General features: G+C 40.5%; 15 protein-coding genes. 4 read left to right on the top strand and 11 right to left on the bottom strand.

The window, feature by feature from the left end; genetic code table 11:
• Window positions 1–279 precede the first annotated feature (279 nt).
• Both AAEY87_RS09490 and AAEY87_RS09485 read left to right on the top strand, forming a co-directional pair.
• Window positions 280–1,752, top strand: coding sequence for a M16 family metallopeptidase (locus AAEY87_RS09490; protein ID WP_350656998.1), 1,473 nt, complete (start codon window positions 280–282; stop codon window positions 1,750–1,752).
• Between the two features lie 129 nt (window positions 1,753–1,881).
• Window positions 1,882–3,438, top strand: coding sequence for a M16 family metallopeptidase (locus AAEY87_RS09485; RefSeq protein ID WP_350656997.1), 1,557 nt, complete (start codon window positions 1,882–1,884; stop codon window positions 3,436–3,438).
• A 51-nt stretch (window positions 3,439–3,489) separates the two neighbouring features.
• Here AAEY87_RS09485 and AAEY87_RS09480 read toward each other — a convergent pair whose 3' ends face one another.
• Together AAEY87_RS09480 and AAEY87_RS09475 are read right to left on the bottom strand one after the other, a co-directional pair.
• Window positions 3,490–4,005: a hypothetical protein gene (locus AAEY87_RS09480; protein WP_350656996.1), complete on the bottom strand. Its 516-nt coding sequence runs from the start codon at window positions 4,003–4,005 to the stop codon at window positions 3,490–3,492.
• Window positions 4,006–4,293: 288 nt separating this feature from the next.
• The gene (locus AAEY87_RS09475) at window positions 4,294–5,214 is read right to left on the bottom strand and encodes a D-Ala-D-Ala carboxypeptidase family metallohydrolase (RefSeq protein ID WP_350656995.1); all 921 of its coding nucleotides are present in this window, start codon (window positions 5,212–5,214) and stop codon (window positions 4,294–4,296) included.
• Between the two features lie 490 nt (window positions 5,215–5,704).
• Between AAEY87_RS09475 and rodA the strand changes: the two genes are divergently transcribed.
• Together rodA and AAEY87_RS09465 are read left to right on the top strand one after the other, a co-directional pair.
• Window positions 5,705–6,847 carry a rod shape-determining protein RodA gene (gene rodA / locus AAEY87_RS09470; RefSeq protein ID WP_068327244.1) on the top strand — a complete coding sequence of 381 codons (1,143 nt, stop codon included), beginning with the start codon at window positions 5,705–5,707 and terminating at the stop codon, window positions 6,845–6,847.
• A gap of 899 nt (window positions 6,848–7,746) precedes the next feature.
• The gene (locus AAEY87_RS09465) at window positions 7,747–8,361 is read left to right on the top strand and encodes a septal ring lytic transglycosylase RlpA family protein (RefSeq protein WP_068035406.1); all 615 of its coding nucleotides are present in this window, start codon (window positions 7,747–7,749) and stop codon (window positions 8,359–8,361) included.
• A gap of 167 nt (window positions 8,362–8,528) precedes the next feature.
• Here the strand turns inward: AAEY87_RS09465 and radA are convergent, their stop codons facing one another.
• From radA to mutL, 9 genes are all read right to left on the bottom strand, one after another.
• Complete coding sequence (gene radA, locus AAEY87_RS09460; protein WP_350656994.1) at window positions 8,529–9,971, bottom strand: DNA repair protein RadA; 1,443 nt, start codon at window positions 9,969–9,971, stop codon at window positions 8,529–8,531.
• Window positions 9,972–10,259: 288 nt separating this feature from the next.
• The gene (lptB, locus tag AAEY87_RS09455; RefSeq protein ID WP_350657011.1) at window positions 10,260–10,970 is read right to left on the bottom strand and encodes an LPS export ABC transporter ATP-binding protein; all 711 of its coding nucleotides are present in this window, start codon (window positions 10,968–10,970) and stop codon (window positions 10,260–10,262) included.
• 148 nt (window positions 10,971–11,118) lie between these two features.
• Window positions 11,119–11,673 carry a lipopolysaccharide transport periplasmic protein LptA gene (lptA, locus tag AAEY87_RS09450; protein ID WP_350656993.1) on the bottom strand — a complete coding sequence of 185 codons (555 nt, stop codon included), beginning with the start codon at window positions 11,671–11,673 and terminating at the stop codon, window positions 11,119–11,121.
• Window positions 11,674–11,863: 190 nt separating this feature from the next.
• Complete coding sequence (lptC, locus tag AAEY87_RS09445) at window positions 11,864–12,451, bottom strand: LPS export ABC transporter periplasmic protein LptC (RefSeq protein ID WP_350656992.1); 588 nt, start codon at window positions 12,449–12,451, stop codon at window positions 11,864–11,866.
• A complete protein-coding gene (locus AAEY87_RS09440) occupies window positions 12,448–13,014 on the bottom strand; it encodes a KdsC family phosphatase (protein WP_350656991.1) in 567 nt (188 codons plus the stop codon). The genes lptC and AAEY87_RS09440 overlap by 4 nt, the downstream gene beginning before the upstream one ends.
• Before the next feature lie 56 nt (window positions 13,015–13,070).
• Window positions 13,071–14,063: a KpsF/GutQ family sugar-phosphate isomerase gene (locus AAEY87_RS09435; protein ID WP_350656990.1), complete on the bottom strand. Its 993-nt coding sequence runs from the start codon at window positions 14,061–14,063 to the stop codon at window positions 13,071–13,073.
• Window positions 14,064–14,308: 245 nt separating this feature from the next.
• Window positions 14,309–14,857 carry an RNA chaperone Hfq gene (gene hfq / locus AAEY87_RS09430; protein WP_068327226.1) on the bottom strand — a complete coding sequence of 183 codons (549 nt, stop codon included), beginning with the start codon at window positions 14,855–14,857 and terminating at the stop codon, window positions 14,309–14,311.
• Between the two features lie 432 nt (window positions 14,858–15,289).
• Window positions 15,290–16,453: a tRNA (adenosine(37)-N6)-dimethylallyltransferase MiaA gene (gene miaA, locus AAEY87_RS09425; protein WP_350656989.1), complete on the bottom strand. Its 1,164-nt coding sequence runs from the start codon at window positions 16,451–16,453 to the stop codon at window positions 15,290–15,292.
• 84 nt (window positions 16,454–16,537) lie between these two features.
• A complete protein-coding gene (gene mutL, locus AAEY87_RS09420) occupies window positions 16,538–18,346 on the bottom strand; it encodes a DNA mismatch repair endonuclease MutL (protein WP_350656988.1) in 1,809 nt (602 codons plus the stop codon).
• Between the last annotated feature and the right edge of the window lie 2 nt (window positions 18,347–18,348).

The raw sequence follows: 18,348 nt of genomic DNA, 5'->3' as shown, positions 1-18,348 counted from the left end.
ATACCAACTCATAAAACCAATTATAAACCTGTACCAACGGTTTCTCATTTGAAGCTTGTTATAAATATTGGAATCGCTATGGTTATTTCCATCCTATTATTATCAATCGTAGGCTGTAGTACGACACAAGAATTCAAACCAACAGCCAGTGTGATTGTTGGTGGACATAAATCTTTATAGCGCTTGCGGTTGTTATCTTTAAGACAACAATATTATTTTATAGTTTTTAATAAGTCATCGTCTTTGATAAGTCGTCATTTTTTATAAGTAGAACATACCATGCCCTTGTCTTCACCATTACCTATTATATCGTTACGTATGGCCTGCGCCTTAGCACTCGCCACTACTCTAACTGCATGTCAAACCAGTGGTCTGAAACAAACAGCTGAGCCTGACACAGTAACTGCTAAGCCATCCATGAGTTCGGATCTGACTATCGATATGTCAGGTCGACATGAATATCAGTTAGAAAATGGGCTCAAGATAATTATCAAAGAAGATCATCGGGCGCCAGTAGCGATGACGCAGATCTGGTATCGGGTTGGCTCTGCGGATGAGCCGTTAAATAAAGGTGGCATCTCGCATTTGCTCGAACATATGATGTTTAAAGGGACAGCTGACGTTTCAAGCGATGATTATGAGCGCTTGATTGCAAAGTTTGGCGGCGTTAATAACGCTTTCACCAGCTACGATTACACTGGCTACTACGAGCTCTTTCCCGCTAATAGAATGGCTTTAGCTTTGGAATTAGAAGCGGATCGCATGAAAAACTTAGTTTTTGATGAAAAAGCTTTTACTAAAGAGCATCAAGTAGTCATGGAGGAACGTCGTCAACGTACTGATGACAATCCACTTGCCAAAGCTTATGAGTCGTTTCGCCTGTTGGCTTTGCCTGATAGTCCTAAAGGTGAATCTGTCATCGGGCCAATGAGCGAGCTTGAATCCATTAAACTGACAGAATTAAAAGATTGGTATAAGACTTGGTATGCACCCAATAATGCAACCTTAGTTATCGTCGGTGACGTTGAGCCAAAAGAGGTCTTAGCACAAGTCAAACGCTACTTCGGTGATCTGCCTGCCAGCAAATTACCCACACGCCCTGCGGTCAAACAGCAAGGCTTCCGTGGTTATCAAAAAGTTGACTCTGAGCAAGCGGTACAAGTGCCTGTATTGTTGATGGGTTACAACGTCCCTAGCCTATCGACTGTTGGCGCGAACAATGAAAAGCAAGCTTATGCGCTATCACTTGCCCAAGATGTGTTAGATGGTGGTCTATCGGCGCGTTTAGAAAGTCGACTCATACGCGAGCAAGGTTTGCTGACCACAGTCGGTACTTCTTACGACTTACTTGATCGCGGTGATGGACTGTTTTTAATACAAGCAACGCCGCGTGAAGGCGTGAGCTTAACGCAAGCACAAGAAGCTATCACAGCTGAAATCAATAAGCTTACCACTGATCCTATTAATGCCGACGAAATCAGTTGTGCTAAGACCAATACCGTTACAGGTTTGGTATATGCGCAAGACAGTATGGAAGGCCAAGCACGGATGATAGGCTCGCTACAATCTATAGGGCTGGATGACAGATTGCTTGCAAGCTTACCTGCCAAGCTTGATGGTGTGAGCATCGCTGATATTCAGGCTGCTAGTAAAAAGTATCTTGTAAACGATAATCTGACCGTGATGCATATCGTACCGCCTAAACAAAAGACAGATGAAACTAAAACAAGCAAGGCACCAACAAACAATTAATACTCAATGCTTGAAATTCGGTATTTAAAACTTAGTACTTAGAATAAATTGCTAATGTTCGTTATAGTTTTGCGCCATCCTTCTTTCCTAAGAAGCCTATAGTTTAAGAACATCTATAAGAAGAAAGATATGACTCAGAAAACTTTTATATTCATGATCAAAAGAACGCTACCACATCCAGACTCAACCCGGTCTCAATCTATTTGCAAGTCTCATCTTAGTGCTAGCATTCTACTAGGCTTAACAGCGTTTATTGCTCCCGCTTATGCAGACTCAGTCGGTGCTGAAGAATATCGTGAGCCCGCTGCTGCGGTCGATGTAAATGCGCCCATTGCAGCATTGGCTAAGCTTACCAGTCTTAACAACGTTAAACCTTTACAAGTAACAGTACCAACTATCGAACACTTTAAAACGACAGCCGGCGTGCCCGTATCTTTTGTACGAGCAACCACGTTACCTATCGTAGATATTGATTTACGTTTTAATGCTGGTAGTGCACGCGATGGTAATATACGTGCGAATGGCTTTGGCATTGCTAATATGACCGCTACGATGCTCACGCAAGGCACTGAGAGCTTGAACGAAGATGACTTTACGCGAGCAGTTGAAACATTAGGGATTGATTTAAATAGTAGTGCGTATAAGGATATGTTTATCGTCTCGCTACGTAGCTTATCTGATGATGCTCATCTACTACCAGCCATCGATTTGATGACGCAAATGCTGACACAGTCCAACTTTGATCAATCAATTTTAGCGCGTAACAAAGCACGTCTATTAGTCGGTCTGCAACAGCAGAAACAAGATCCTAATAGCCTTGCCAGTCTGGCTTTTGATAACGCTCTATATGGCAGCCATCCTTATGCCCATCCTTCGTCAGGTACGCTTGAAACAGTACCCAGTATCGAGAAAAAAGACCTAACTGACTTTCAAAATCGCTACCTTGTCGCTGCCAATGCTTCATTAGCAATGACTGGCAACTTGACGCTCGCTCAAGCCAAAAAACTCGCTGAAGACATTACTACTAATTTACCTATAGGCAAGGCCGCCAATGCTTTACCCGAGCCAAAACCACTCACCCAAGCAAAGAATATTCACATCCCCTTTCCTAGCAGCCAAACCACAGTACTAATGGGACAACTAGGTAGTAAGCGTGCTACCGACCCTCAAGCGCAACAGCAACAAACCAATTTTGCTATTGGCAATGAGGTATTAGCAGGCGGTAATTTTAATGCACGGTTGATGACTGAGATACGTCAAAATCTAGGTTATACCTATGGTATATCAGGCTCTATGAGTCCAATGCTAACTCGTGGCCCTTACCAGATAGGTTTTTCAACCCGCAATGACAAGGCTCGCGATGCTATTGATGCCAGCTTAACGGTCATTAATGATACGTTAGATAACGGGATTAACAATGATGAGATGCGTCTAACCACGGACAATATGAAGAATAGCTTTCCGATGAGCTTTGCAAGTAATGCGGGAATTAATGGTTTGCTGGGAATGATGAACTTCTATCAACTGCCAGATAATTATCTGACGGATTATATGGCACGTATTGAAAACGTTAAACTATCAGGAGTGAATCAGACTATGCGCGATACTCTTAATCCAGATAAATTCTTGATTGTGACAGTTGGACAGGACGATCCTTGGCAAACCAAAACGATCAAATCTGAGTAATTTTTTAGCAGGCGCTTTTGATATAAGTTAAGAAAACAAGGTTACGGATACTTAATCCGTAACTGTTATCGCAACGTCGTAGCTTAAGCGTTCAGGCTTGTATGTAGCGCCATTATAGGCTAGTCGGATTACATGCTTATCATAGGATGCCACTTGATACTCGCCATTAGCGAAGTTATGCATAGTGGGCACAATCAGTAGGGCTTCTATTTGTCTATTATCGACATCGACATCAATGCGCTGTCCAGCCTCTAAATATAAAAAATAGTCACGATAGTCATTAACCATCACTTCGGCAACACGCTTAATATCGTTGTTACCCATGTCTTTTTGCAATAGTTTGGGACAAATATCTGCACGATTTGCAGCTAACCTTGCATACGAGTTGGTAATATTATCCTCAATATTGGCAACTTCTAACTGTTTTTGCTGCGCCAGTGATGCATCTGCTTGACTATCCGTAGGCATTTCCGGACTACAAGAGTTGCTAAGTAGTACCAACAAGATAGCAACAACAACCAACATAAGACGTAAAGTGTTTGATTGAGAATTAAGTGTATTGCTCAAATTAAACCTACGTGCGCCTGATATTATCGACCGAAAACCCTTCATAAATCCCGCTTGTATCAAACTCTTGAACCTTGTTTATGAAACAAGGAACTTGTATAAAATGTAGACAATTATTTGTGATTATTAGAACATAATTTGGGACAATATTACTAGTTTTTAATGACTTATAGGTCTAACCAAATAGCTATATGGCATCTATCAACCATTTTAAGCATACTCAATAAGCTCAATATCAACGACTCCAGTAGTTAAGCTTAGTTTTTTAAGTTATGGCACTGTTTAAGTTTAATAGCGACATGAGGAGCTACTACTGGCATGATTAAAACCCCACTTTCGATAACCTTGCGTATCTAGATGTATTGCGCCCGTTGAGTACAATCCTAAGCCAAAATTATGAGACTGACCTTGATATTGCCAAAATTGACATAGACCGTCTTGCAAGTTACTCAGTAGCCAAAAATTATCATCGTATTCAGGCACCCAAATATCTATTGCCCCTGCGGTCATATGTTTGCTGCTATTCGCACCACCCGCACAACCATTCAATCCTGGGCTACGATATGCTGAACGTATTTTACTACTTGCAGGCAGGATACCTTGGTTCTTTAAATTACTATAAAGCCGCAAAGTAGGTACTATATTTGACCACAATTCTTGTGGGGGCAGCTGATAAGGCTCATAACCACACTTGTCCCAGCTACGTGCAGTAGTAAGAAGCTCTTCAAGTGGTGGAACGTTTCGGGCACCAATCTGTGAGCTTAAATAACGTTGAAAATTTGCCACTTCTTGAGCACGAAAGCTGTTGCTGTTTAACCAACCATTGAAGTCCATATCAACCATACTGTTATAAGTATTACTGGCTGTGTTGTACTTAGGATTGTAAGTCACACGTTTAAAGTCAGAAGTACTATAATTTGGACTGCGAGTATTCACGCTCACACGTTTATTCTCTTCTATTGATACTTTAGAATCGAACTCATATTCGCGTTGTTTTTGGTTAATCAAACCTTGCATACTATCGCCACTTAACACAGGCGATTTATGGTTAACGCTAGCAGAAGGCGCGATATAGGCATTACTACTGCTATCACTAGCATGACGCACTTGAATACGACGCTCGCTACTGTCATTTAAAATAGCAGCATGTCCAATAACGCTGCTACTACAAACGATAAAGGCAACTAAAGGTTTTATAATTGATGTCATATGAAATTTCAGATTTATAGAAGGGTAAATATCTTTCGGGTAAATAGAAAAATTGGCCTGTTTACATTTAGGCTTATAGGAAAACCTATGAATACTATTATTTACATGGGTCATGTGAGCAGTTATCACTAATAAATATTTTATCGATACTATCAAATTTTACGCAAGCAGGCTAAACTATCGCCCCTGATAATAGCTAATAATTTTGTTATTAACATTTATCATCATCATTTTTTATAATCACGTTACTCTATTACTATCAAGTCACCCTATTGTTGTTATTTTCTACGATAGCTATACGATAATAATGTCTTAAAACTAGGTATCTTGCTACATCAAAGATACTTTTAGTAGAATTATTATATTTACCATACCTTATTTTTGATTGCTTTTTTATAGTTAGTGTTCAGATTTATGATAATAGTTAATAAAAAGCATTCTTAAACTGTCTCTTTTAATATACTTCCTTTTATTACAGTCACTTTTGCCTATGTCTTCTAATCCACAATATCGCTTTTCACGCCAAAGCCATCATTTCGGCCAACGTCATGAACGAACGCTGTGGCAGCGTATTCATATAGACCCATGGCTGACTGTACTGTTATTGCTGATTTGCTGTATTGGCCTGACTATCTTATATAGTGCTTCAACCCAAGACGTTAGTATGGTTGTCCGACAAATAGTAAGCTATGGAGTGGCTTTTACAGTCATGTTTATTATGGCGCAAGTGCCACCTAGCATCTATCGCACCTTTACTCCTGTTTTTTATGTGTTAGGACTGATACTACTGGTATTGGTTGATATTATTGGCGAAGTAAGGATGGGAGCACAGCGCTGGATTAATTTGCCAGGTTTTGGCAGCGTACAGCCATCAGAGTTTATGAAACTGGGTATGCCAATGATGTGTGCATGGTTCTTATCCAAACGTGAACTACCGCCATCATTTTCAAGTGTAATAATAACTTTGGGCATTATCATTGTACCGGTAATACTGATCGCAAAAGAGCCAGATCTTGGTACTTCACTACTCGTTGCAGCAAGTGGGCTCTTTGTCCTGTTTTTGGCAGGTCTTTCATGGTGGATGATTTCAGCAGCGCTAGCGTTAGCCATACCCTTTGTAACCTTTGCATGGTATTTTTTATTACACGATTACCAGCGTACGCGAGTGTTAACCCTTTTTAATCCTGAAGATGACGTACAGGGAGCGGGTTGGAATATTATTCAGTCTAAAACTGCCATCGGTTCTGGAGGACTATCAGGTAAAGGTTATCTAGACGGTACACAATCACAACTACACTTTTTGCCTGAAGGTCACACTGACTTTATCATTGCTGCTTTCTCAGAAGAATTTGGCCTATTCGGTGTGATACTACTTATGCTGATATATGCTTGCCTATTAATACGTGCACTATATATTGCTTTTACCCACCCTGATACCTATAGCCGCCTATTAGCAGGTGCTATTGCGATGTCGTTTTTTGTCTATGTATTTGTGAATGTTGGCATGGTTGGAGGCATTCTACCTGTTGTTGGCGTTCCCTTACCTTTCGTTAGTTACGGTGGTACTGCAATTGTAACCTTAATGGGCGGGTTTGGACTTTTGATGTCCATTCATACTCACAAAGCTGATTAGTCAAATTGTCCTGATAGCTAATATATCAAAACCATACTCCGCCCTGCTTATAAGCTTATGTAGCAGTATTTTTTACTTAAACTAAATAATATAGTGTGAGTATGAATTAATAATTAACTATGGTTCAAAAAATATGTCTTATATAAATATTGGCTTTAAGATTACAAAAATTGCAATCTAATGGTTAAAAGAACCAGAATTATAAATATAAAGAAGTAAAAATACAGATAACAATTTATATTAGATTGTTTATATTCAAAATAAAGCATATATCAAAAAGTATTATGAGTATCCGATATAAATAACATCAATTCAAAAAACAAACATTTATAAAAAATATTTATTTAGTAAATAAAAATATTCCTTATAAAAATCACACTATTATCATAAAAAATAATGTTATCTAAGACGCTGTTATTGTTACAGAAATATGTAGAAAGTTACCTGTTTATATCTTTAATACATTTGTCATTAATAACAATCATCATTAAACTTTAATCCTTGTTTTTTACAAAAATTTGCGTTACTCTCTTTTTACTACTCTTTGATACATAACATGTACAGAGTTGCTAATAAACTTTGCATTCAATTATATTTCGGTCGTAGCTGCTCCGTATAGTGAGCATCTAGCTTTTCAAAGGCACTACTTAAGTTAACGTATTCATAACAAAATAAGATAGTAAAACTTTGAATTCTTAATTAGTAGCTTTACATTGAAAATTTGCGAAATGAAAATTACCCATGTTTTGAGACTTATCCAGCCATTGCTCATATCCTATGGTACTTACATAGATGACGAGCATGCATGATCTGTAGCGTTATCAGAATTACTTTATTCTGTTGTGCTCAACCCTAGGTTTTGGATACTATGTCTTAATATATAAGTTATAGAGGTATCTATGAATAAGCGTCTATCTGGTTTACTTACAATGTCAGTGTGTTTGTTTGCTGGCTCTGCAATAGCATCTAATGCCAATGCCGTAGAAGCAAAAACATCCCTTGCGACCTTGTCTCAAGATAACGCCTCCCATATTGATCGTGTACTTGGTGAGCTTACTCGCCAACATGATAATGCTTCAAGCTTAGTAAAATCTGCACGTCAGCCAGCATCGTTAGCTATTAACAGCTCTCTATTGGCTAATGATACTAGTCAAGTCACTGATGATGAAGATGTATTAGAGCGACTGACTGCTGTGGCCTCTAATTCTGTCAGCAAGTTCAAACAAACTGGTCTCGCCTCTTGGTATGGTCGTAAGTTCCATGGCCGTAAAACTGCCAGTGGCGATACTTTTGATATGAATGGTCTGACAGCTGCTCATCGTTCTTTGCCACTAAACTGCTATGTAAAAGTAACCAATAAAACTAATGGCAAAAGCGTAGTAGTAAAGGTAAATGATCGTGGTCCATTCCATGGTAATCGCGTTCTAGATTTGTCTTATGGGGCAGCTAAACGTTTAGGCATCACTAGTAAAGGTGTTGGCAACGTTTCAATTGAACGTGTTTCAGGTCCATAGTTTTTTAGGTTATAGTTTTAAATACTCAATTAAAGTTACAGACTTAGAAAAACTAGCAATTCAAAATATATAAAGCATATTAAAAATATAAAAAAGTTCCAAACTCAAGTGAGTCTGGAACTTTTTTTATGGATGCTATTATTAAGAAAGTTTTATTCAGATGAAGACTAAATTTTGAAGGCTATCTCTATAGCATCATCCAAACGCTCTACAGCGTGTACAGTAATACCTTTGAACTGCGGCGAGTTGCTGGCAGGTGCATTTGATTTAGGAATGATAGCATGAGTAAATCCATGTTTCATGGCCTCTTTTAGGCGTTCTTGACCGTTCGGTACGGGGCGAATCTCTCCCGACAAGCCCACCTCACCGAATACTGCCAATGATGACGGCAAAGGCTTTTCTCTAATACTAGAGGCACAAGCTAATAGCACTGCCAAATCCGAACCCGTCTCTATCACTTTAACCCCGCCAACCACGTTGACATAAACGTCTTGTCCGCTAGTGTGAATACCACCATGACGGTGCATAACCGCGAGCAGCATTGATAGACGCTGAAAATCAAGCCCCAAAGCCATACGTCTTGGCTGTCCTTGAGAGTCATCAACCAGTGCTTGCACCTCAACCAATAGTGGACGTGTGCCCTCACGGCTAACCATAACCACTGAGCCAGCAACTGGCTTATCATAGCGGCTCAAAAATATGGCCGATGGATTGGCGACTTCTTTGAGACCCATGTCAGTCATACCAAAGATACCCAGCTCATTAACGGCGCCAAAGCGGTTTTTGACGGCACGAATCATACGAAATCGTGAGTCAGACTGTCCTTCAAAGTATAAAACTGTGTCCACCATGTGCTCAAGTACTCTTGGACCTGCCAATGTACCTTCTTTGGTCACATGTCCAACTAAAAACAAAGCCGTCCCAGTCTGTTTGGCATAGCGAGTCAAAATAGCTGCCGACTCTCGAATTTGGCTGACACCGCCAGGAGCTGAATTAATCGCATCCGTATAAATGGTCTGAATCGAATCAATAATTGCAATAGCAGGCTGCTCTTGAGTTAGTGCGGCGCAAATGGTCTCTACATTGGTTTCAGCCAGAACTCGCAAACGATCAGCAGGTAAATCTAAACGTTTGGCTCGCATCGCCACCTGTGCCAATGACTCTTCACCAGTTACATAGAGCGCACTACCCGCTAACGAATCTGCACGTGCCATATTGGTCGCCGTTTGCAGCAAAATAGTAGATTTCCCAATACCAGGATCACCACCTATCAGTACCACCGAACCGGCAACCAACCCACCACCTAATACTCGGTCAAACTCGCTAATACCTGTTGGCAGACGTGTGTCTAACCCTACACTAACGGCATTAAGAGGCATGACAGCACTATGCGTTCCTGAATAATTTCCTGTTGGAGCACCACCATTTGCGCCACGCGGCGTTGCTCTATTGGCTGCGGGTTTAGAGGTATTTTTATTATGATGCGGCATACTAACATTTGGGGCTTCTATTAAACTGTTCCATTCGCCGCAATCAGAGCACTGTCCCGACCATTTACCAAAATGTGCACCGCAGTGCTGACAGACATAGCTACTTTTATTTTTTGCCATCGTGTATGCGCCCTGTTTAGGTTGCGAAATAAAGAGAGATTAAGATAGTTTTATTTATATAGGATAAGTCATCATAAATTATGATAAACCAATAACCGCTTCGATAAAAAAGAATGAAGGTTGGTAATGCAGACGTGAAAGTGCAGAGTTAGATGAATTAATTATAATAGTTAAATTGGGTTAGTAAATAAAAACTCAAGATGTATCGAATACTATAAAAATATTTTTAACCGCTCATCTATAGTTCTTATTTATGAGTTATAGATGAGCGGCTACGCACAGGATTACCTATACTTGAAAGTCTGTACCTAAATAGACTGATTTTACTAGCTCATTATCTAATACTTCACACGATGTGCCTTCAGCGATAATGGCACCTTCTGAAACAATATAAGCTTTATCACAAATGGCTAAGGTATCACGAACGTTATGATCGGTGATTAGTACGCCAATACCGCGATTTTTTAACGCCAAAATAACGTCTTTGATATCACCAACAGAGATAGGATCAACCCCAGCAAAAGGCTCATCTAATAAGATAAACTTAGGGTCAGCTGCTAAAGCGCGTGCAATCTCACAACGGCGACGCTCACCGCCTGAGACACTCATCCCTAGGGATTTACGTACATGCTCCAAATGGAACTCACCGATTAATTTTTCAAGCTCTTGTCGCTGTTCGGCGGCTGATAACTCTTTACGAGTTTGCAAAATAGCCAAGATATTATCTTCGATTGATAACTTACGAAAGATAGAAGCCTCTTGTGGCAGGTAACCAATACCAGCACGAGCACGCTCATGCATGGCATACTTAGACAAGTCCATTTTGCTTAAGGTAACGCGGCCTTTATCCATATTGACTAAACCGACTACCATATAAAAGCTGGTTGTCTTACCTGCACCGTTAGGTCCTAGCAAGCCAACGACTTGTCCTTGCTCGACAGAGAATGAGACATCTTTAACTACCCAGCGCTTGCCGTAACGCTTACCTAAATTTTGCATCGTCAGACGCTCGACTACAGGCGTAGTCGTACTGTTTTTTACAGACGTATTCTGACTGTCAAGACTGCTATTAAAACTGCTACTATCACTCATACGATACTCATACTAATGCAAAATTTAGACGCTTATAAAAACTGACAAAATCATTCTAGCGTATACCGCTTTGGTTGGTATTATTATTGGGTGGAAGTACCAGTTCAACACGCTGGCTATTACCAGCTGTGGCCTCAACATCTCCAGCTTTTAGGCTATAACGAATCACATTACCCGCAAAGCTAGCTCCATTTTGAACCAGTCTTGCATTACCCGTTAAGGTAATAATACCGCTCACTGCATTGTAATCAATCTTGTTTGCTTGGCCTTTTGCCAGTCCTTTTTCTTGAGTAATGACTTGTTGCATCGTCGCTGGACGTCCAGTTGCCACTGCCGAATTAATGCTGCGCTGCTGCGATAAATTTACGGTGATATCATCAGCAGTAAGCTTTAGTGTACCCTGAGTAATAATGACATTACCAGAGTAACTGGTGACACCAGTACGCTCGCTATAAGTCGCTTTATCTGCCAATAACTTGATGGATTGATTGGCATCTGATGGCAACGCATGACTATATAGCGGTAATGCTAATATCATGGTTATCGGTAAAATACGTAAAAATTGTGGCACTTGATTGCAACGAATGGCAGGCAAAAATTTAGGTTTCATAAGCAGTTACTCTTTTATAATTAGGAGGTAATGAGTAGTAGAAAAGCAAAAGCCGTTAGGTAACTAAACTAAATTAATAAAGTTGAATATCGAGTAGTAATAAGTGAGTCACTTGTTAGACAATTTATTGCGAGTACCTTTACCCTCTATTTTAAACTATCTGAGGCTATCATACGTACTATACAAGATATTAAAATAATGCTTTATCTTGACGCTCAGCTGGCGTAAAGGTCACAGCCACTTGCCCAAATTCATATTCACCAGTCTCAAGATTGGCTTTCATACTGGAAGCCTCAAAACGATTCATACCCTGCTCAACCTTGACTGACTCATCGCTATAGACTTGGCGTGATTTAGTATTACCTTTGAGCGTCTGACCTGTGACTTTAATCGGTTCAATATCTGATGCCACACCAGCTTTGTCTTCACTAACCAAGGTAAAGCCACCAGATAAACGCAGCTCTCCTGTTTGTTGATTAATAGTAGCACTGCCCGCTTGAATCTTATAACGCTGCTCATCAGATGGCTCCCAATTCATGGTAATACCTGACATCTCATCTTGATTGGTCACTGGATTATGTGTCAGTGAGTCAGCATTGAGCTCGTACTCCGTCTCGCCTTGTTCATTGGTTTGTACCGCTTTGATATCAGTCGCCTCATAATCAACTTCAGAAGCTTCTATATTTACTGGTGGCGTAATCTTACCTTGTTGCTGAAAAAACCAACCAGCGATACCAGCAATGATTAACGCTAAGATAATTAAAACACGAGTATTCACGACAAGTTATCCTGCGCCTGTACTTTATCAAGCGTATAGTGCGCGATAAAGTCTTGATAGTGTCCATGACCTTTTAAAATAAGATCACATACTTCACGTACTGCTCCTGTACCACCTGCGCGCGTAGTCACCATATCACTGCGGTTAATCACTTCGGCATGTGCATTAGGCACTGTCGCAGCAAAGCCAACCGTTTGCATAGCTTTAATATCAGGTAAATCATCACCCATATAAGCGCAATCGGCAGCGGTAATGTTTAATGCTGGATCTAATGTCGAAAGCAGCTCTGTTAAGGCGATAAGCTTATCGTCACGGCCTTGTACCACATAGTCAACACCCGTCTCAGCGGCGCGCTTATTGACCATAGGGCTACTACGACCAGTAATAATAGCGGTTAAAATACCATAACGTGCTAAAGACTTAATCCCAACGCCATCTTGCACTGAGAATGCTTTGGTCTCAATGCCATTAGCATCATAGATTATCTGACCATTAGATAAGATACCGTCAACATCCATTACAAGCATTTTAACTTGTCCGGCTTTTTTGATTAAGTCTTGCATAATTTATCTCTTATGAAGTATTTTATTCAATTGTAAAATCTATTCAGTTTAAGTTATTACTTTACACCTGCTTGTAGCAAGTCATGTACGGTAATAATAGCCTCTAAACGCTCTTGCTCATCTATCACCAATAACTGGCTAATCGCATTTTCGTTCATTACGCTTAACGCATCTGATGCGCGCATTGTTTTGCTCACTTGACGTGGATTAGTACTCATCACATCATGTATTGGGATAGCAAGATCGATACCTTTTTCTAAACCACGGCGCAAATCCCCATCTGTAAATACACCAACGACTTTTTTCTCATCATCAACTACCACTGTCATACCCAAACGACCAGCAGACATGATGAATAGCGCATCTTGCAATGGGGCTTTTTGATTGATGAGAGGCAAACTTTCTACGTTACTATGCATTAAGTCCTCCACCCGTGTTAAGAGCTGTCGACCAAGTGCGCCTGCTGGATGTGACAACGCAAAATCTTCTGAGGTAAAGTTGCGTGCATGTACTAAAGCGACAGCTAAGGCATCTCCCAACGCTAAAGTGGCGGTAGTACTAGAGGTAGGTGCTAGATTAAGCGGACAAGCTTCTTGTGATTTACCAAGCGTTAATACAATGTCAGCTGCGCGCGGTAGCATACCGCGTTTATCTCGGCTAATACTTATCAGCGGAATACCCAGCCTTTTGACGACTGGCAATAACGTCTTAATCTCGTCAGATTCACCAGAGTTAGAGATGGCCAGTAGCACATCGCCTTTTACAAGCATTCCTAAATCGCCATGACCTGCTTCGCCAGGATGCATAAAAAATGCTGGCGTTCCAGTCGAGGCGAAAGTCGCTGCTATTTTGCGCCCAATCAACCCCGATTTACCCATCCCAGTTACGACTACCCGACCCTTACAAGCCAAAATAATATCACAAGCTTGCGCAAACCGATCGTCTATTTGCTCCGTTAACAATGCCAGTGCTGCCATTTCAGTATTGATGGCATCAATAGCAGTGGTTATAAATTGGGCATGGGTAAGGTTTTTTGCGCAATTGCTCATGATTTGACTCGATACTTATAATGGATACCGTATTTTACTATATTGAGAGTAATATTAATAATACAGCCTAGAAAAGTTTAATAGTGCGCCAGATTAATAACAGAATAGCGATAGTGGCAGTAGTATCGCTATGGTTTGTATAATACTCATCTGATTTATACAAAAAAGACCCACTCAATAGCAGGTCTTTTTTATTAATAAAGGCGAATACTAACGATACTATACGCCTTCATATGTATCTTCGATTAATTGTTGTTATTGTTATCAATATCATCATTTGGCTTATCTTCAGGATCAGTGCTTTCTGCTGGGTTTTCAAATCCACGATCTTGACCAAAACCACCACGCTCAAACCCGCGATCCTGACCTTGACCTAAACCGCCACGTTCAAACCCACGATCTTGACCTTGGCTAAAGCCACCACGATTAAAACCGCTACGATTAGAAGCAAAACCGCGTTCTTCAAAACCGCTAGCTGCACCTGCAGTGCTACCACGCTCAAATCCGCTACTGGTACTACCACCTTGATATCCAGCGGCACCTTGAGTCTGCATGCTACTACCTGTAGTCGCCGTTGTACTCGTGCCTCGTGGATTACGAGCTGGCACTACAGTTGAGATAGCATGCTTATAAACCATTTGACTGACAGTATTCTTAAGTAAAACAACATATTGGTCAAATGATTCAATCTGGCCTTGCAATTTAATGCCGTTGACCAAAAAAATAGACACCGGAATGCGGTCTTTACGTAGTGAGTTTAAGAACGGATCTTGTAATGTTTGTCCTTTTGACATAAAAACTCTCCTAAATATTATATAATTATATTATAAGTGCTTGTTTAATTATAATGGTTAGAGGAAGATACAATAATAAGTTTTACTAATAAAACGTATCTAAATAAGCACTAATTTTTCTTGAGTAATTCTACTTTATCTTGAATGCCACATTATTGTAAATAATTAAGTAACCAGTTGTTTCTATGGTAGTTTTTATTAGAAAAAAACACTTTAATGTAACAACCAATTAGCAATAGTCAACATAACCTGCCTATAAATGGTAGGTTACCAAATTATAACAGCTATCTAGACTACACTTTGAAACTTATTGTGATTTATTTTTATTGTCGATATCAACTTATAAAGAATGTTGTTTACTACTGATAGCATATGTACTTAATGTCATGTACCGTTTTTCAGATAGTATCAACGATTAGTATTAATTAATAATCAACGTAGATATTCACCAGCTTGCGCCATGGTCGTAAATGATGGTATGACGATTTTGTTATTTTTATCATCACCTGTTGAATCAGTATTAATAATCGGTAATTGAGTTAACTTACGAAGCCAAGTGTATTGACGCTTTGCCAGTTGCCTTGTAGCATATAATGCCTTATTTTGCATTTGATAACAAGCAAGCGCCTCAGCCTGACTATTAAGCATTGATGACTGTGCTTGCGACTGAAACGCGATATTCTGTTTCATGTTTTGATTGGCTAATTCTTCGGGTTCACCAAAGGCATCATTGAACTGAGCTTTATCCAAATGCGGTTGCTCAAATATTGGATGATTAGTATGTACTAGGTATTCTAATACTTGACGATAGCCAACGCAGCGCATAGAAGGCAGATTTGGTGTCAGTGGATACTGCTCAAGCAAGCTAACTACTTCAGTTACTAGCCCCTCATTCCACATGATATCTAAACGCTGTGCGATGCGCTCATGTAACCATGGGCGATCAGGCATCACTGCTAATGCATGCCACTGCTGATTGGGATTGTGCGCCAATGCTTGCTTAGGCTTATGCTGCCACTCACTGATAGGAATGTCTGTTTGCAGATATACCTCAATAGCGCGAGTAATACGTTGAGTATCAGTGGCATTAAGACGCTGATAACTTATCGGATCAACCTCACCCAGATAGTCATATAGCTCACTAATGCCCTCTTCCTGTCGCCACTGCTCTACGCGTACGCGAACACTATCATCGCTATCAGGTACTGGAGATAGCCCATCCAGTAGCGCCATGTAATACATCATGGTGCCGCCGACTAGTAAGGGTATCTTACCGTTCTCGTGACAGCTATCAATCAAACGGGCGACATCGCTGACGAACTCAGCGACACTATAGCTCTGCATAGGATCAATAACATCCACTAAATGATGTGGATAGCGCGCCAGCTCAGCAGTCGTTGGTTTGGCTGTACCGATATTCATATCACGATATATTAGAGCCGAATCTACTGAGATTAGCTCATAACGACCTGTATCGTACAACTCATAAGCCAGTGCAGTCTTACCGCTCGCGGTTGGTGCCATCAAGCAAACCACGCTATTATCCGCTAAATTGGGACTCAAGCTACGGGATGAGCTATCAGACGAATATCGCATAGGGATGCCTTTACTGGTTGTAGTTTGAATAGATAGAACAGAGGATAGCTATATAAAAGCTAGTATTTATTGTTCAGGCTCAGATTAACTGAATGTAGTTTGTTCGGAGGCAGATAATAGCATCAACGAAACTAATTGATTGCGATCTATGACTTTTATTGCATTGTTAGTTAGCAACTCTTCAACATCTACTATAAAAATCGTCAAATCTTGCGCAGTCATTTGCGCGCTTACAATAGCAAGTTGCTGATTGACACATGCTGCGCTATTTAGCATTTCATCTTTTTTAAATATATTACTGCTAAGTACATGTGACTCAAATAATAGACGAAGCTTTGAGTGCCAATCTGCTGCACTAATAAGTGAAAGCTGTCCTTGGTTGTAAAACAATAACCAAGGCAGCGATTTATCATCGATGTCTTTAGGGTTAGAAGATTCACTTACTAAACCATTTAAGCTATTAATAACATCCAAGCAAACTGGTAAACGCCCTGTCTTTATAAATGAGCTATTCAAAATATTAAGGCTATCAGCGGAAGTTGCACTTGAAGGTTTAACATTCTTATCAGACGATTCGTCAACATAAGATTTTGCTGAACAGAATTCCGCTACGTTTTTAGAGAACTGTTTGCTTGCTGACAGTTGATACGGATATTTAGGAGTATGTACTTGATTGTTTTGCGCTAAGTTACTAGTAGCAAATGTCTTAGGCAATGACGCATTAAAAGATGTGCTTGGAGAGGTATTTCTGTCTAGCGTCTGTTTATCGTAATCGGTAGTTGCTACCGTCTCCGTTGTACTAACCGTTTTAAGTTTCAAACGAACTGCATGGCTTAAATGTGCCATGATATTATTTAACGGGCTGATTTTGATCCGCTGTTTGGATGGATGCACATTGATATTGAGCCACTCGGTTGGTAGATCAAAATAAAGGACGTAACCGATGCTACTAAGTCCAGCACTGTGAGCAAGTTGGCGCAACTGATTGCTAACGATCGGCTCTTTTACCAAACGACCATTCACATATAGCAGCTTTGGCAAGGCGTCCTGTGAATCAGTGCTAGGCCATAACCAACCACTGATACTTACCTGATTACCTGAGTAATGATTATCAGTATGCCCTATAGGCTGCTGCATTAGACTCGATAAATCAATTGCTACTTCTAGCGCGTTATCCGTCAATGGCCTACCCATCGCTTGTTCAAGACGTGATAACGGCAGACGACTAGCGTTATTGTTTTTTCCGTTAGCACTTGAAGACAATGCACTTGACAGCGACAGCCGTTTTTTATTGTCATGAAAGAGACTAAGCGCCACATCAGCGCGTGCCAAAGCTACTTCACGCACAATCGTTTCGATATGACTAAACTCGGTCGAAATAGATTTCAAATTACCGCGGCGTGCTGGCACGTTAAAGTATAAGTCCTTTACCGTGATTGTCGTACCGCGATTGTGCACAACAGGTATCAGTTTCGGCAAATCATCTAAGATACCAGTGACCTGCAACTGGCGGCCGATACCACTATCATCATGACTACTGGTTAGCGTCAATCGTGAAACTGCCGCCGTTGCTGCCAATGCCTCCCCGCGAAAACCCAAAGTAGTAATACCATGTAAATTTGCGACATCAGCGACTTTGCTGGTCGCGTGACGAGTAATCGCCATGACCATATCATCGGGATGAATACCAACACCATTGTCCACTACTTCAATCATACCCATGCCGCCTTGAGTAATATGCACTTCAATATTACTGGCACCAGCATCGATGGCATTTTCAAGCAACTCTTTAACCACAGCTGATGGACGCGTCACAACCTCACCTGCTGCTAATTGATTGATTAGTAGCGGTGATAGTTTTTTGATTCGTGTATTAGAGTGATTATCTAGCATTA

It is taken from the genome of Psychrobacter sp. S1-30-MNA-CIBAN-0213, from assembly GCF_040309845.1.
In the GTDB taxonomy this organism is placed as follows: Bacteria; Pseudomonadota; Gammaproteobacteria; order Pseudomonadales; family Moraxellaceae; genus Psychrobacter.
The sequence above is the reverse complement of the archived record's forward strand: the minus strand, read 5'-3'. Positions and strand labels throughout refer to the sequence as shown.

Excerpts from the sequence above, each read along its gene's own strand:
- AAEY87_RS09490 (WP_350656998.1), top strand. The coding sequence starts at position 280 with ATGCCCTTGTCTTCACCATTACCTATTATATCGTTACGTATGGCCTGC.
- AAEY87_RS09485 (WP_350656997.1), top strand. The coding sequence starts at position 1,882 with ATGACTCAGAAAACTTTTATATTCATGATCAAAAGAACGCTACCACAT.
- AAEY87_RS09475 (WP_350656995.1), bottom strand. The coding sequence starts at position 5,214 with ATGACATCAATTATAAAACCTTTAGTTGCCTTTATCGTTTGTAGTAGC.
- rodA (WP_068327244.1), top strand. The coding sequence starts at position 5,705 with ATGTCTTCTAATCCACAATATCGCTTTTCACGCCAAAGCCATCATTTC.
- AAEY87_RS09465 (WP_068035406.1), top strand. The coding sequence starts at position 7,747 with ATGAATAAGCGTCTATCTGGTTTACTTACAATGTCAGTGTGTTTGTTT.
- radA (WP_350656994.1), bottom strand. The coding sequence starts at position 9,971 with ATGGCAAAAAATAAAAGTAGCTATGTCTGTCAGCACTGCGGTGCACAT.
- lptB (WP_350657011.1), bottom strand. The coding sequence starts at position 10,970 with ATGCAAAATTTAGGTAAGCGTTACGGCAAGCGCTGGGTAGTTAAAGAT.
- lptA (WP_350656993.1), bottom strand. The coding sequence starts at position 11,673 with ATGAAACCTAAATTTTTGCCTGCCATTCGTTGCAATCAAGTGCCACAA.
- AAEY87_RS09440 (WP_350656991.1), bottom strand. The coding sequence starts at position 13,014 with ATGCAAGACTTAATCAAAAAAGCCGGACAAGTTAAAATGCTTGTAATG.
- AAEY87_RS09435 (WP_350656990.1), bottom strand. The coding sequence starts at position 14,063 with ATGAGCAATTGCGCAAAAAACCTTACCCATGCCCAATTTATAACCACT.
- hfq (WP_068327226.1), bottom strand. The coding sequence starts at position 14,857 with ATGTCAAAAGGACAAACATTACAAGATCCGTTCTTAAACTCACTACGT.
- miaA (WP_350656989.1), bottom strand. The coding sequence starts at position 16,453 with ATGCGATATTCGTCTGATAGCTCATCCCGTAGCTTGAGTCCCAATTTA.
- mutL (WP_350656988.1), bottom strand. The coding sequence starts at position 18,346 with ATGCTAGATAATCACTCTAATACACGAATCAAAAAACTATCACCGCTA.